This window comes from Nannocystis exedens (assembly GCF_002343915.1).
Lineage (GTDB): Bacteria > Myxococcota_A > Polyangia > Nannocystales > Nannocystaceae > Nannocystis > Nannocystis exedens.
Map to the genome: position 1 here is coordinate 10,504,121 of NZ_NETK01000001.1, position 14,171 is coordinate 10,518,291.

Genomic DNA, 14,171 nt, shown 5'->3' on the forward strand with positions numbered 1-14,171 from the left:
GCGAGGACTCGCTCATGATACGTGCAATGGTTCCCGTACTTCTCGCGCTCGTCGTCGCTTGCGGAGGCTCTGCCGGCAAGGTCGACCAGGCGGTGACGATCGCCAAGGAGATCCGCGAAAAACCCGATGAGGCGGAGAAAATCCTCGGCGCGCATCAGATGACCGCCGATCAGTGGGAGGCGCTGATGTACGAGATCGCCAGCGATCCCGCGATGGCGGAGCAGTTCGAGGCCGGTTTGCAGAAGAAGTAGCGACGAATCGAGGAGGTTTCCCGTGCGATCCATGATCCTTCATGCATTTGCGATCGGCCTCGTCGCCGCGCCGATGGTGGCCCACGCGGCCCCGGCCGCGATCGAGGCGAGCGAGAGCGCCGCCGACCGGCGCACCCCCAACGAGCGGATCCTCGGCGCGCTCACGCTGCCGCTGAAGGCCCAGGCGCTGCGCAAGGCCGGCGTCGGCGAGGGCGAGGTCAAGGCGGGGCTGAAGGCGGCCAAGGACAAGAAGCTGCCGGCCGGCGACGCGGCCGAGGTGCTCGACGAGGCGGCCAAGGCTACCCGCGATCACGGCCCCGTCGACAACTTCGGCGCGTTCGTGCAGGCCAAGCTCGACGCCGGCCTGCGCGGGCGTGACCTGGCGGCGGCGATCCGCGAGGAGCACGCGGCGCGCGGCAAGGGCAAGGGCAAGTCCGAAGGGAAAGGTCCGCCGGAGGGCAAGGGGCCGGAGGCGAAGAGCGACGGACCGCCGCACGGCGGGCCCGCGGACGACAAGGGGCCGGAGGGCAAGGGGCCCGAAGGCAAGGGGCCCGACGGCAAGGGGCCCGACGGCAAGGGGCCGGATGACAAGGGCCCGCCGGGCCAGGACGCCGCCGAGGGCAAGGCTCCCGGCGACAAGGGGCCGAACGGCGCCGGGGCGGCCGAAGGAAAGGCGCCGGGCGACAAGGAGCCGCCCGGCAAGGCCGGCGCGGAGGGCAAGGCGCCCGACGACAAGGGCTCGGGGAACGCGAAGAACGGCAAGGCGAACGAGAAGGCCAAGCCGGAGACCGCGGGCAAGTAAGCAGGGTCGGCTCGATCCTGCCGTCCACCCGGGCGACCCGTGCCCCGCCGCGGCGGGGCACGAGCCGCCGAGGTGACGGCGTTCGACACGCCGACGCCGGCCTGCCGGACGTCGAGCTGTCCCGAGGGACAGACGGAGCGGCGCGGCCGCGTGCGTCGGCCTCGGACATCGAGATGTCCCGAGGGACAGGCGGAGCGGCGCGGCCGCGTGTGTCGGCCTCGTGGGCGGCCGCGTCCGCACCGCGTCTTCACGCGCCGTGGATGTTCTTCAGGACATGTCTCGATCGCCGTGTCCTGAAATTCAGGCAATGAGGATTTACGAGTTTTCGGAGCATGTCCTGAAGAACCTGTCCGGATGCGTCAAGCGCCCGGCGAGTACCAGATCGGGCTGGTCCAGGCGCGCTCCTGGATCGTGCGCGGGAGGGTCGGGTCGCTGCACGCGGGCGGGCGCGCGTCCTCGGGGAGGCCGAGGCAGTCGCGCCAGCTCCAGCGGCACACCGGGTCCTCGAGCACGCGCACGTAGTAGAAGGCGGGGCGCGCGGGGTCGAAGTCTGGGTCGCGCCAGACGCCGCACAGGAGGGCCGAACCGCGCTGCTCGGCGGCGCAGGTCGCCTCGTCGACGACGGAGCCGTCGGGGCCGCCGGCGACGTCGACGACGGCGATCTGGCCGACCCCGTCGGCGTCCTGCCAGCCCTTGATCACCTGGATCCGCTCGAGCCGCGACCCGGGTGCGCCGGCGCTGCCGGGGTCCATCTGCGCGCTGACGGCGATGACCGGCCCCGAAGAACCTGTCCGTTCGGGCAGGATCGCGCCCATCGGCACGCCGCCCCGCTCGGCCGCCGCGACGAAGTCGCCGGCGCCGCACAGGTCGTCGGGGAGGTCCCAGCCGCCGAACACGCGCACGGCCATACGCGGGCCGCTGGTGCCGTAGACCTCGCGGCGGCGGAGGGCGTCCCAGATCGCCTCGCGGCTGTTCTCCTCGGCCCACACGGCGACGAGGCCGCCGGGGCCGTTGCGTGCGCCGGCGGGGACGTTGCCGGTGAGGCGCGCGGTCGGGTCGCTCTCGCGGGTGCCGAAGTGACCGGGGTAGGTCGCCTCCTCGACGTTGCCGGGCGTGCCGTTGTGGGTGTCGGTGCTGGCGATGACGCCGAGGCGGAACGGGTTGACGCCGAGGCGCTGCTCGGCGCCGAGGCCGGCGAGGAGGATCCCGCGCAGGAAGTCGAGGCGCGAGACGCAGCCGCGGCCGACCATGCCCTGGCTGCCGGTGCCGCCGCCGCAGTCGTCGAAGGGCAGCACGCGCAGCTTCTCGAAGTCGCACAGCTCGTCGGGCGGGCCGAGGCCGGCGACCCCGCGCGAGCACTCGGAGTCGCCCTTGTGCTGGTAGATCTCGAGCAGCGGCTCGAGGTCGGCGCGGACCTCGGCGAGCTCCGCCTCGTCGGTGCCGGCCGGGAGCTCCGGCGTGAACAGGTTGCCGTTCGACCAGTTGCTGTTGTGCGGGATCGCCAGCACCTCGCAGCCGTCGACGCCGTCGCGGCACTCGCCCTGCAGGCGCCGCCACAGCTCGCCGGCGGTCGGCGCCTCGAAGTGCGTGACCGGCAGCGCGGGCACGCGGCTCGAGCGGAAGATGACGTTGCGGTGGAGGTTCGACAGCATGCGCGAGCCGGACCACTCGTAGGCGACGAAGCTGGTGAACCGGCAGGCGGAGGTGCGGTCGTAGGCGGCCTCCGCGGCCTCCTGCACGCGCGTCCACACCGCGCCGGCCCGCGCCTCGCAGTCGAGCCCGCCCTGGCCGCACAGGTCGTCCCAGCGCGAGGCCTCGTCGCCGTCGAGGCCGAGGCCGAAGTTGACCAGCGCCGCGGTGGTGCCGGCGCGGAAGTCCTTGCAGCGCGCGCTGTCGTAGACGGCGGAGCCGGGGGTGGTGCAGCCCTCGACCTCGGCCAGGTACTCGGCGTGATCGGTGACGGCGGCGAAGTCGAGCGGGCGCGCGAGCCGCTGCCCCGCGACCTCCTCGCCGCGGGCGAATTTGTAGGCGCCGGCCGGGTCGGTGCGGACGTCGTTGATCCAGGCGTCGAACGAGTACGAGGTGTGGACGTGGAGGTCGCCGAAGTAGAGGTTGCGCTGCGGGTTGCGGTCGCTGCACGGCTCGCGGCGGTCGACGAACGGCTCCGGCTCGGCCCGGCAGGCGAGCGGGCCGATCAGGCATGCCGCGAGGGACATGGCCGATGCGACATGGTTTGAAGAGCATGTCTGAAGGGGCTGGCGAGTCATGCGGGGCTCCAGAAGGCGAGGACGCGCTCCAGGGTCCAGGCGACGGCGACGCCGCCGAGGACGAGGGCCGGGAGGGCGCGCAGCGGGGCGCGAGCGCGGGCGGGCAGGGCCGCGAGGACGGCGCGGGCGAGGGCGGCGAGGGCGAGCACGACGACGGCGACGAGCAGCTGGCCGAGCTCGACGCCGGCGTTGAAGGCGAGCAGCGCCGGCACGGCGGCGCCGGGCGGCAGGCCGACCTCGGCGAGCGCGCCGGCGAAGCCGAGGCCGTGGAGCAGGCCGCAGGCGGCGGCGAGGCGCCAGGCCGCTCCGGCCGAGGGTCGCTCGTCGCGGGCGAGGGCGCGGGCGAGCAGCACCAGGGAGACGGCGATGCAGGCCTCGACCGGCGGCTGCGGCAGCGCGAGCAGGCCGAGGGCCGCGAGCGCGAGGGTCAGGCTGTGCGCCGCGGTGAAGGCCGTGAGCGCGCCGGCGAGGCGCAGCGCCGGGCGCACGAGCAGGGTGAGGCCGGCGACGAAGAGCAGGTGGTCGGCGCCGCCGAGGATGTGCTCGACGCCGAGCGCGAGGTAGCCCGGCGGCGGGCCAGGGTCCGGGTCCAGGGGGGCCGTGGTCCGACCTGGCCGCAGGACCAGGGTCGAAAGGCCAGCTCCCGGGCGCCGCAGGCGGACGATCAGCTCGCCGCGCTCGAGGCCGGTCACGGTCAGCGGACCGCGCAGACCGTCGAGGCCGCAGTCGGCGCGCAGGCGGCCCGGGGCGGCCGGGAGCGCGCGACAGTGCGGCGGGAGCTCGACGACGAGGTCGCGGGCGTCGGGCTCGGGCTGGCGCTCGAGGCGCCCGTCGACGCGGCCGTCGGCGGCCTCCTCGAGCACGAGCACCGCCGGGCGGAACTCGTGGGCGTGCGCGGCGGGGGCGGCGAGCAGCGCGGCGGCGCAGGCCAGGGCGGCGACGGCCGGGGCGGTCCCCGTCCAACCAGAGGTGTCCGAAGGGACAGGTGTCTCGAGCGGCGCAGATACGGCCGAGATCGAGCGACCTCCGGGCGGCGCGGGGATGGCCGAAGGGACATGTGTCCCGGCGGCGGGGCGAGGTGCGCTCACAGGTCGTGCTCCGCGAGCGCGGCGGCGAGGTCGGCCGGCAGGGCCGTGAGGTCGGCGGGGTCGCTGCGGCGCAGGTCGTCGAGGGCGGCCCGGACGGCCTCGGCGCGCCGGCGCTCGGCCAGGTCGGCCTCCAGCCGCGGGCGCGCGGCGGGCAGGGGCAGCAGCTCGGCGGCGGCGCGGGCGTCGATGCGGACGGCGTGGGCGCCGAGCTGCGACGGGACGATCGTCCATGTCCCTTCGGGCATGTCCGCAAGCGCAGCCGCGAACTCGGGCCCGAACATGCCGGCGTAGTCGCCGGCGGGGCGCAGGCCGAAGCGGCGGGCGTGCGGGCCCGGATCGCCGAGCGCGCCCGGATCGGCCCCGGCGGCGAGCTGGCGCACCAGCTCGCGCGCGGCGGCCTCGGGGTCGGGGTGACGGCCGCGCGCGGCGAGGACCTGGGTCAGGGCGAGCCGGGCCGGCGCGGAGTAGCGGGCCGGCTCGGCGTCGCGCAGGGCGAGCAAGGCGGCGTCGTCGAATTCGTCGACGTCGGCGGTCGACTCGTAAGCGAGGCGCAGCTTCTGGATCAGGCGCCGCCGCACGATCGGGTCGTCGCGATCGAGGCCGAGGCGCACGGCCTCGCGGACCATGCGCTCGTCGTCGAGCGCGTCGCGCAGGGCCGCCGCGAGCTCGCCCTCGTCCGGGGCGCGCCCGAGCCGCTCGGCCAGGCCGGCGCGGGTCGATTCGACGCGGCCGGGATCGACGCGCATGGCCCGATCGAGATCGGGGCGGACGCGCGCGTGCAGGGCGAACAGGGCCAGCCCCACGACGAGGAATTGGACGAGCGGTTCGCGGAGGAGGCGCCGGATCAATGCGCGAGAGTGTCCCTCGCCGGCGGCCGCGCGAGCAAGGGCCGATGCCGAAGCGTGTCGAGGCGAGGACGGCTCGCCGAGGGCCATCCGGCCGTGAGCGCAGCCGCAGCCGGGCGCGGGAGCGGAGAGCCGAGGGCGGCTGGGCCGGGAGCGGGGAGCAGGAGGTCGAAAGGGTTCGGTCGTGAGCGCAGCGCAGCTCGGCGCCGAGGCGAGCCGGCGCGGTGGAGGGCGCGGGGGAAGTCGGGCGGTTTCGGTTGCGAGCGCAGCCGCAAGACTCCGACGCGGTCCTGCGCCGAGGGTACGCGTGTGCCCGGCCCCGGCAGGGTCGATCGCGTGCGGGTGGCACGCGGCATCGGCTGGCGTACGATCCCCGGCATGTCACTCGCAGGGTTGGCCAAGGAGACGGTGGCGATCGTCGAGCGCGGGAGTTACACCGGTCCTTCGGGACAGGTGGTGTCGATCGCGGAGGCGGTCGCGGCGGCGCAGCGCGGGACGGTGCTGTACCGGCCCCGCGACTTCGACGACCTGCCGATCCCGGCCGGGTCGGGGCAGGGGGCGAAGATCGAGGTGTGGGCCGACACGACCGGCAGCGCGGCCCGCAAGCTCGTCGAGCAGGAGGGCGTGGCCGAGGTCGCGGCGCTCAACTTCGCCTCGGCGCGCAACCCAGGCGGCGGGTTCCTCGGCGGGGCCAAGGCGCAGGAGGAGGATCTCGCCCGCTGCTCGGCGCTCTACCACTGCCTGCTCGAGGCCCGCGAGTACTACGACGTCAACCGCGCCGACGAGTCGGTGCTCTACACCGACCACGTCATCTGGTCGCCGGGCGTGCCGTTCTTCCGCGACGAGCGGCTCGACCTGCTCGACCGGCCGTTCCACGTCGGCATCGTGACGGCGCCAGCCCCCAACGCCGGCGAGCACCTGCGCCGCCAGCCGCACGGTCGCGCCGACGTCTCGACCGCGCTCCGGCGCCGCGCGGAACGGGTGCTGCGGGTGCTGGCGCGCCACGGGCAGCACACGCTGGTGCTCGGGGCGTGGGGCTGCGGGGTGTTCCGCAACGACCCGAAGGAAGTGGCGCAGGTGTTCGCCGACCTGCTGCGCACGACCTACGCCCGCTCGTTCGCCCGGGTGGTGTTCGCGATCTACGACAGGAGCCGCGAGAGGGCCACGCTGCAGGCGTTCGAGCGCGTGTTCGGATGAGCGCCGGGGGCGGCCCTGGACGCGATCGGATGTGCGAGCTGCAAGCGCGACACGGATGTCGCGAGCCATGAGGAGCGCGGGCGGATGACGGCCCCCGCGTGGGCTGCGCGTCGGCCGCCGTTCTGGTATCGCTGGCGGCGATGAAGAAGACTCCCCCCAAGTCGACCATCCCCGCGTACGGCGAGCTGACCGAGAAGAAGCTGCGCTCGCTCGGCCAGAAGCTCGACAAGCTCGGCGACCCCAACGGCTTCAAGCACAACAACTTGTTGTGGAAGAGCGCCGACCAGGCGGCGCCGCTGTTGTGGCACCTGGTGCGCCACGGCCTCGCGCTGCAGACGGTGCAGTCCGCCGGCATCCTCCGGATCCTCGGCGAGAACACCCGCGACGCGTCGGCATCCGACATCATCGCGGTGCTGCGCCGCCTGCCCCCCGACATGGGCGTGCTCGACAAGGGCCAGGCGCGCACCTGGGCCACGTTCACGCCCGGGGTCCTCACCGCCGTGAACGATCTGATCACGGCCGCGTACGTCGTCGACCCGGCGGCGGTGCTGGCCGTGCGCGACGAGCTGCCGGAGAACCTCCAGCTGGCGATCGACTTCGTCCGCCGCCGCGCCGGCGAGACGATCTCGGCGGACGCGAGCGTGAAGATCCTGCGGCACCTGGTGGCGCATCACCTCGAGCACGGCCTGGCCGGCCACTGGGACTGCCCGTGGATCGAGAACGGCGAGCTGGTGCCCTGGCGGCTGCAGTCGACGGCCCACGTGGAGGAGCTGGCGGCGCGGTTCGGGTCGTCGTGGGCCGAGGAGGCGCTGGCGTGGATCCTGCCGCGCGTGAAGCTGTTCCGCGAGCGCTCCGGCGACATCAGCCGCAACGGCCTGGCCGGGCTCCGGCTGGCCGCGCTGTCGGACGTGATCTACTTGTTCGGCAACGGCTGGTGGTACCCGGAGTCGCTGTTCACGGTGCTCGACGCGCGCGCCGATCCGCCGGCGGCCCTGTTCGCAGCCGCGCTGAAGCTCGCCGAGGAGGGCACGGCGCCGTTCAAGATCGCGGTGCCGCAGGTGAAGCCGGAGCAGCCGGCGCGGTCGAGCGACGACGACGAGGACGACGAGGACGGCGACGACGAGTACGGCGACGACGACGAGTTCGACGCGTACGGCGACGTCGACGACGGCAGCGACGAGGACCCGGACGATGCCATCGAGGAGGCCGACGGCAGCGAGGAGCGCGTGCGGCTGCTGGCGACGATCTTGACGGTCGTCGGCGTCGAGCGGGCCCACGCGGCCGGGCAGGCGATCCCGAGCGAGGTGGACGGGCGCATCGACCTCGACCGCGTGAGCGAGAACGAGGCGCAGCTCGTCACGCGGCTGCGCGGGGTGATGCAGATCCTCGGCCCGGCCCGCACACACGCGATCCTGCGGAAGACGCTGGCCAAGGAGTTCTGGTACGGCAAGGCGATCGCGTTCCTCGACGTCCACTTCGATCCCGCGCGGGTCGAGGAGGGGCTCGCGCGGGTGGCCGCGGGCAATTACGTCGACGCCGGGCTGCTCGGGTACTGCTCGCCCGCGATCGTGCCGTACGCGGCGCGGGCCCAGGCGCGCGCGACCGCCCCCGACGTCAAGGCTGGGCTCGGCGAGGGGATCCTCTACATCCTGGCGCGCGCGTCGGCGGCCGGGCAGACGTGGGACCCCGCCCTCGACGAGCACGTGCAGCTCGACCAGATCCGCTTCAGCTACGGCGGCAGCAAGGTCGACCCGGTGCTGGCGTTCCTCGACGAGCTGCCGCTCGAGCGGTGGGTCAAGATCGTCACCGCCAACCGCGAGCGCTGCGCCGGCGAGCCCGATCGGCTGGTCAAGGTGTTGCGGCCCGACGCACCGCTTGAACTTTTGGACATGGTCTTGGGGGCAGTGATGGCGAAGCCGCAGGCGATCGGCCACGGCTCGCTGGGCGGGCGGCTGCAAGCGTTCGGGCCGGAGCTCGTCGCGCCGCTGCTGCGGGCGATCGGCGACGCGCCGGCCGAGAACACGTTCATGAAGGAGCTCGAGCGGGCGCTCGCCCCGGCGGTGTTCGCGGCGATCAAGGAGGGGCTCGGCAAGGCGGTCGAGACGCCGGAGCAGGAGCTGCGGCGGCTGGCGGCGAGCGTGCCGGGGCCGAAGGTCCGGATCTACCGCCTGCGCCGCGGCGAGGACGAGCCGGCCGCGGACGCGGTGGCCCGGATCGGGGGGACCCCGCGCGGGGTGGCGACGCCGCCGGTCGACCGTAAGGAGGCGATGACGCACATCCTCACGCTCGACCTGGCGCAGCTGCCCGAGCTGGCCGCGCGGCGCCCGGGCGTGCGCTCGCTGTCGCTCTACTTGCCCGACCCCGACACGGGCGAGCGCCACCGCCACGGCGCGCTGGTATGGACCCGCGAAGAAGAGCTGGGGCGCGCGCCGGGATCGACGGAGGACGCGGCGACGCTGCTCGTCGAGGTGTTCGACGTGCCGGCGCAGATCTTCGCGGGCGGGGAGCTCACCGGCGCGGCCAAGCGCGTGCGCCGGATCGTCTACGGCTCGCCCGGGTACGTCGGCGGCGGCCCGCTCTGGCTGCAAGACGGCGACCCGGGCGTCGATCCGGACTTCCTGTTCCAGTTCGACGAGAGCCTCGCGCACATCAACCTCGGCGACTCGGGGGTGATGTACGTGTTCGCGGGCGACATCGACTGGCAGTGCCATTGAGGACGTGACCAAACGCCTCCGTCGCGTGGACGGAGGCGTTTGGGGACACGCTTTGGATGGACAATGCGAGCAGGTGGGGATGGATTCTCGCGGCCGTGGCCGCGTGCGGTGATTCCAGCGCGGGGACGGAGGGGCTCCCGGACACGTCGACGTCGACCTCGACGTCGACCACGTCGATGACGACCGAGGGGCCGACGACCGAGGGGCCGACGACGTCGACGACGGCGACGTCGACGACGACCGAGGCGGACACGACGACGACCACGACGTCGACGACCGACCCGGACACGACGACGACGACCGGGCCGGACACGACGACGACGACGACCGGGCCGGACACGACGACGACGACCGGGCCGGACACGACGACGACGGACTCCTCGACGACCAGCACGGACACGAGCACGACGACCACCACCGGCAACCCGGACGACGGCGACGGCGACGGGGTGCTGGACGCCAGCGACAACTGCGTCGACGCGCCGAACCCGGGCCAGGAGGACGGCGACGAGGACGGGGCCGGCGACGCGTGCGACAATTGCGTGAACGATCCGAACCCGGACCAGGCCGACGGCGATCAGGACGGGGTCGGCGACCTGTGCGACGAGGAAGCGATCGACAACGGCGACGTGCTGTACGTGCCGGAGGGCGCGACGATCGAGCTCGGCGGCACGCACTGTACGCGCAGTGGGTGAAGATCGACGGGACGGTCACCGTGCCGCCGTACGCCAACGACCCGAACACCGGCACGCTGACGCTGAAGTCGCAGACGATCCTGGTCGGCGCGAGCGGCAAGGTCGTCGCCGACAGCGCGGGCATGGCCGGCGGCGACCCGTCGCCGCAGCTCACGACCGGCGGCTTCGGCGGGCAGGGCACCGGCAAGGGCTGCGGCGGCGGGCCCGGCAACGCGGTGGGGCAGGCCGGCTCGGGCGCGGGCTACGGCGGGGTCGGCGGCGCGCCGGGCAACTCGTACGGCCTCAACAACCCGTGCAACGTCTGCGACCAGGCGACCATCGCCCACTGCTCGGGGGCGGTGGGCGGGGTCGGTGGCACCGACATGGGCGAGGACGTGGCGATCGGCGCCGGCGGCGGCGCGGCCGGCAACTCGAGCGGGTGCAGCAACGCGGGCGCCCGCGGCGGCCGCGGCGGCGGAGCGGTGCTGCTCCTGGCCAACGACTGGGTGCAGGTCGACGGGACGGTGAGCGCGCGCGGCGAGGAACCGCCGGGCGACAACTCGGCCTGTGGTTATCGCGGCGGCGGCGGCGGCGGCTCGGGCGGCGGCATCGTGGTCGCCGCGGACGCGGTGCTCGGCGCCGGCTCGCTCGACGCCCGCGGCGGCAACGGCGGCCACGCGCTCGGCGATCAGTCCGAGACGTGGGCCTGGGGCGGCGGGGGCGGCGGCGGCGGCCGGATCAAGGTGTTCTCGCCGGCCGACACGTTCACCGGCATGCGCCGCGTCGACGGCGGGGCCGGCGGGACCGTCCCGGCGACCAACGCGAGCGTCGCCGGCCTCGCGGGCGCCAGCGGCAAGGCGGCGGCGGTGGCGACGATCCCGGCCGGCTACGACGACCTGACCTGCCCGTGAGGCCGAGAGGGCATGTCCGTATGGGCATGCTCGATCGACAATGCGCGAAAGGGCATGTCCATGTGGACATGCCCTTTCGCGCTCAGGCGCGGGAGGTCACATCGGCAGGATGCTGAGCAGCTGGCCGCCCGTCATGTCGGAGTAGACGTAGTGGCTGCCGGGCACCTGGACCTGCTGCATGCCGGGGACGTTGTCGGGGTCGATCTTCCAGGCCCAGCCCTCCTGGTCGACCAGCCACACGAACTTCTCGGCGTCGACGCTGAGGCCGATCGCGGTCGAGCAGGGGTTGGTGTTGTGGTTGGCGACCAGGGTCTTGGTGGCGCGATCGATCTGGACCAGCGCGCACGGGCCGTTGGAGGCGACCCACACGTGGTCTTTGTCCGCCGTGATGCCGCGGAAGCAGGCGTTGGTGCCGGCGACCGAGGTGTACTGCTCGGTGTCGGCGTCGAAGGTGCTGACCGGGCCGGAGCAGCCGGCGAACCACGGGTTGCCGTCGCCGTCGACGGTGAAGCCGTACGACTGGACGTTGAACGGCGGGGTCCAGCGCGACACGGTGATCGGGTTCTGGTCGGTGTTGATGCGCACGAACTCGCCGCGCAGGCCGCCGAACCACGGGCGGAACTCGGGGTCGAGCGCGCCGCCGTAGGGGGCGTAGCCCTGGCCGTTCCAGTTCGGGACCTGGATGGTCTCCTCGATCGTGCCGGACTCGCCGTCGATGCGGACGAAGTGGGCGAACCCGCCGGGCGCGTTGTAGCCGAGCCACACCTTGGGCTCGACGTACTTGCAGAGGTTGTAGTCCCAGGTGCCGGGCGTCCAGGTGACGCCGCGCGGGCCGTTGGAGAAGCCGCCGGCGAACGGCCACTGATGGTGCCAGCGCAGACACTCGTCGGCCATCCACGGGCGGACGTCGTTCTTGTTCTGCGAGGTGTCGATCATGCCGTTGCCGTTCTTGTCGACGCAGTCCTCGACGTTGGCGGCGAACATCGACGAGGTGCCGGTCTGGCGGTTGTTGACGACGACGAAGCGGCCGTCGGCGCTGACGGCGGTGCGCGACGGGCTGTCGCCGCCGGGGCCGGTCTTGTAGCGCGCGACCTCGACGAGCGTCTGGGTGTTGACCTTGGCGACGTCGCTGAGGTCCTGGCTGGGGATCCAGATGAAGCTCTTCTCCACCGGTCCCATGCCCATGCCGTCGCCGGGCTCGCACACCGGGTTGCCGGTGGTGCCGGTGGTGGTGGTGCCCTCGGTGGTGGTGGTGCCCTGGGTGGTGGTCGTCGTCGACGTCGTGCCGGTCGTCGTCGTGACGCCCTCGGTCGTCGTGGTCGTGTCGGACCCGGTCGTGGTCGGCGAAGTCGTGGTCGTCGGCGAGGTCGTGCTCGTCGTCGTCGTCTCGCCGTTGGACTCGGAGCCCGAGGCGGTGGTGGGGCTGGTGGTGTCGGTGCCGGTCGGCACCGTCGTCGCCGTGGTCCCCATCGTCGGGTCCAGCGTCGACCCCTGGGTCATCCCGGCCGTCTCCGTGCCGGTCGCCGTCCCCGAGTCACCGCACGCCGCGAGGCCCACCGCCAGGGACGCCGCGAGCCACCGCTTGCCAACGCTTGTCTTCTGCATGGTTCCCATCATGCGAAAGCGCGGTGGACTTCGGTGGTTCGGCGAGTGGATTAACCTGCCCGTGGATGAGTGGATCCTCTCTGTTCGGTTTCGCGCGGCGCGAGGCCGCGCGCCGGCCCGCGGGGGTGAACTGGCGTTCGAGACATGTCTCTTCGGGCAGGGAAAGGTCACCCCGGCGGGTTGACGACCAAATCGAGGCCGGCGCCGGTCATGTCCGAATACGTGTAGGGCTGGTTGAGGCCCATGACCTGGAGGACCACCTGATAGGTGTCGGGGTCGACCTTGTAGGCCCACCCGCCTTGATCGACGACCCACACGTAGCCCTCGACGTCGATGCTGATCCCCACGGGCGTGACCGCGCCGGGCAGGGCGACGTTGAAGTTCAAGATCGTCTTGGTGGTGGTGTCGACGACGACCATGCCCGCGGGGAAGCCGTTGTGGGCGATGAAGGCGCGGCCCAGCTTGTCGACCATGATCCCGCGCAGGCAGCCGGGGCCGGTGCCGACGTTCGTCCAGATCTGCGACGCCGGGTCGAGGTGGTAGAGGATGGCGTCGCAGCCGGCGACCCATAGCTCGCCCTTGGCGTCGAGGGCCATGCCGTAATAGGAGGGGAAGCCGTTGTTGGTGAAGACGGTGACGGCGAGGGTGTCGTGGGCGATCCGGATCGCCGGGCCCGAGGACCAGCCGGTGACGAAGAAGTCGCCGTCCTTGTTGACCGCGCCGCCGTACGGGCCCCACGAGTTGCCGCTCCACGGCACGTCGACCATGTCGAGGGTCTGGCCGGTGGCGCCGTCGAGCCGCTCGAAGGCGCCGAGGTTCTGCGCCTGCTTGTAATAGCCGAGCCACAGCGGCGGGTTCTTGGCCGGGCACTGGTCGGGCTGGATCTCCCCGACCCACGCGAGCGGGCGCGGGCCCTCCTGATACGCGAGCGGGTTGGTCGGGGTCGGGTGGTGCCACAGTACGCACTCGTCCTGGCCCCACGGCTTCACGTCGAGCGGGCCGGTCGAGGTGTCGGCCACGCCGTTGCCGTTGGTGTCGGGGCAGTCCTCGACGCGCGCGGCGATCTTGGTGACGCCGCCGTTGCGGTTGGCGACCGCCGCGTCGCCGTAGAGGTTGACCGACGTGCGGCTGGGGCCGTTGTTGCTGTCGCCGAGGCCGGTGGTGTCCGGGCCGGTGACGTAGCGGCCGACCTCGACGCCGGTGAAGGTATCGATCTTGCTGACGGTGCCCTCGACCGAGTTGGCGATCCAGATGAAGCTGAACGCCGGCATGCCGCCGCCGCCGCCGCCGCCGCCGCCGCCGTCGCAGCCGCCGCTCATCCCTCCGTCCGGCTGGACGCCGAGGTCGAACTTGACCTGCTCGGTGGTGTTGCCGGTGGTGGTCACCCCGGTGATGCTGACGCTGCCGGTAGTGGTGGTGGTGGTGGTGCCCGTCATCGTGGCGTCACCGCTCGCGCTGCCGTCGGTGGTGGTCGGCTGATCGGTCCCGCCCGTGGTCGGCGGCGGCGCGGTCGTGAGGGCGGTGGTCCCCATCGTCGCGGTCGCGCTGGCGGTGCCGGCCTTGTCGTCGCCGCAGCCGAGGAGCACGAGAGAGACGACGGAGCCGAGAGCGAGCGAACGGGTCGAAAAAGACATGAAAAGACCATCGGCTGTTCGATAGCGCGCTGTAAGCGCTACCGCGAGGGTTTCCGCGCCGGTGCCGTGTGGATCCACGCGTGGTCGAGGCCCACCAGGGAGTCATAACCCGGGTACGCCGGTCTGCAAGCGCGAGGGTCGAGCCCGCTGGGAGCTCGGGGAGACCTTGAGGTGTTACCTGTC

Annotated in this window: 11 protein-coding genes; 6 read left to right on the plus strand and 5 right to left on the minus strand. The window is 73.0% G+C overall.

Annotated features, from left to right (window positions below):
* Positions 1-26: 26 nt before the first annotated feature.
* Together NAEX_RS40950 and NAEX_RS40955 are read left to right on the plus strand one after the other, a co-directional pair.
* Positions 27-251, plus strand: coding sequence for a hypothetical protein (locus NAEX_RS40950; RefSeq protein ID WP_096332888.1), 225 nt, complete (start codon positions 27-29; stop codon positions 249-251).
* 22 nt (positions 252-273) lie between these two features.
* Positions 274-1,053, plus strand: a complete 780-nt coding sequence (locus tag NAEX_RS40955) for a hypothetical protein (RefSeq protein WP_143140684.1) — start codon at positions 274-276, stop codon at positions 1,051-1,053.
* A gap of 359 nt (positions 1,054-1,412) precedes the next feature.
* On the opposite strand, the gene NAEX_RS40960 is transcribed toward NAEX_RS40955, so the two are convergent.
* Genes NAEX_RS40960 through NAEX_RS51510 form a run of 3 tightly spaced genes read right to left on the minus strand, consistent with a single transcriptional unit; the run spans position 1,413 to position 5,256 of the window.
* A complete protein-coding gene (locus NAEX_RS40960; RefSeq protein ID WP_170136436.1) occupies positions 1,413-3,269 on the minus strand; it encodes a DUF3604 domain-containing protein in 1,857 nt (618 codons plus the stop codon).
* 47 nt (positions 3,270-3,316) lie between these two features.
* On the minus strand, positions 3,317-4,408 hold the full coding sequence (locus NAEX_RS40965) for a HupE/UreJ family protein (RefSeq protein WP_170136437.1): 1,092 nt from the start codon (positions 4,406-4,408) through the stop codon (positions 3,317-3,319).
* A complete protein-coding gene (locus NAEX_RS51510) occupies positions 4,405-5,256 on the minus strand; it encodes a peptidyl-prolyl cis-trans isomerase (protein WP_170136438.1) in 852 nt (283 codons plus the stop codon). Before NAEX_RS51510 ends, NAEX_RS40965 begins: the two co-directional genes overlap by 4 nt.
* Before the next feature lie 375 nt (positions 5,257-5,631).
* Between NAEX_RS51510 and NAEX_RS40970 the strand changes: the two genes are divergently transcribed.
* The 4 genes from NAEX_RS40970 (at position 5,632) to NAEX_RS54125 (ending at position 10,749) form a co-directional block, all read left to right on the plus strand.
* Positions 5,632-6,450: a TIGR02452 family protein gene (locus NAEX_RS40970; protein WP_096333896.1), complete on the plus strand. Its 819-nt coding sequence runs from the start codon at positions 5,632-5,634 to the stop codon at positions 6,448-6,450.
* Between the two features lie 140 nt (positions 6,451-6,590).
* The gene (locus NAEX_RS40975) at positions 6,591-9,164 is read left to right on the plus strand and encodes a hypothetical protein (protein ID WP_096332892.1); all 2,574 of its coding nucleotides are present in this window, start codon (positions 6,591-6,593) and stop codon (positions 9,162-9,164) included.
* A 95-nt stretch (positions 9,165-9,259) separates the two neighbouring features.
* Positions 9,260-9,859 (plus strand): thrombospondin type 3 repeat-containing protein, encoded by a 600-nt coding sequence (locus NAEX_RS54825; RefSeq protein ID WP_170136439.1) that lies wholly within the window; start codon positions 9,260-9,262, stop codon positions 9,857-9,859.
* Complete coding sequence (locus NAEX_RS54125; RefSeq protein ID WP_096332894.1) at positions 9,856-10,749, plus strand: hypothetical protein; 894 nt, start codon at positions 9,856-9,858, stop codon at positions 10,747-10,749. The genes NAEX_RS54825 and NAEX_RS54125 overlap by 4 nt, the downstream gene beginning before the upstream one ends.
* A gap of 96 nt (positions 10,750-10,845) precedes the next feature.
* Here the strand turns inward: NAEX_RS54125 and NAEX_RS40995 are convergent, their stop codons facing one another.
* Together NAEX_RS40995 and NAEX_RS41000 are read right to left on the minus strand one after the other, a co-directional pair.
* Entirely contained in the window at positions 10,846-12,354 is a 1,509-nt protein-coding gene (locus NAEX_RS40995) for an NHL repeat-containing protein (RefSeq protein ID WP_143140683.1), read from the minus strand.
* Between the two features lie 167 nt (positions 12,355-12,521).
* Entirely contained in the window at positions 12,522-13,988 is a 1,467-nt protein-coding gene (locus NAEX_RS41000; RefSeq protein WP_143140682.1) for an NHL repeat-containing protein, read from the minus strand.
* Positions 13,989-14,171: the final 183 nt, after the last annotated feature.

Excerpts from the sequence above, each read along its gene's own strand:
- NAEX_RS40950 (WP_096332888.1), top strand. The coding sequence starts at position 27 with ATGGTTCCCGTACTTCTCGCGCTCGTCGTCGCTTGCGGAGGCTCTGCC.
- NAEX_RS40960 (WP_170136436.1), bottom strand. The coding sequence starts at position 3,269 with ATGTCCCTCGCGGCATGCCTGATCGGCCCGCTCGCCTGCCGGGCCGAG.
- NAEX_RS40970 (WP_096333896.1), top strand. The coding sequence starts at position 5,632 with ATGTCACTCGCAGGGTTGGCCAAGGAGACGGTGGCGATCGTCGAGCGC.
- NAEX_RS40975 (WP_096332892.1), top strand. The coding sequence starts at position 6,591 with ATGAAGAAGACTCCCCCCAAGTCGACCATCCCCGCGTACGGCGAGCTG.
- NAEX_RS40995 (WP_143140683.1), bottom strand. The coding sequence starts at position 12,354 with ATGCAGAAGACAAGCGTTGGCAAGCGGTGGCTCGCGGCGTCCCTGGCG.
- NAEX_RS41000 (WP_143140682.1), bottom strand. The coding sequence starts at position 13,988 with ATGTCTTTTTCGACCCGTTCGCTCGCTCTCGGCTCCGTCGTCTCTCTC.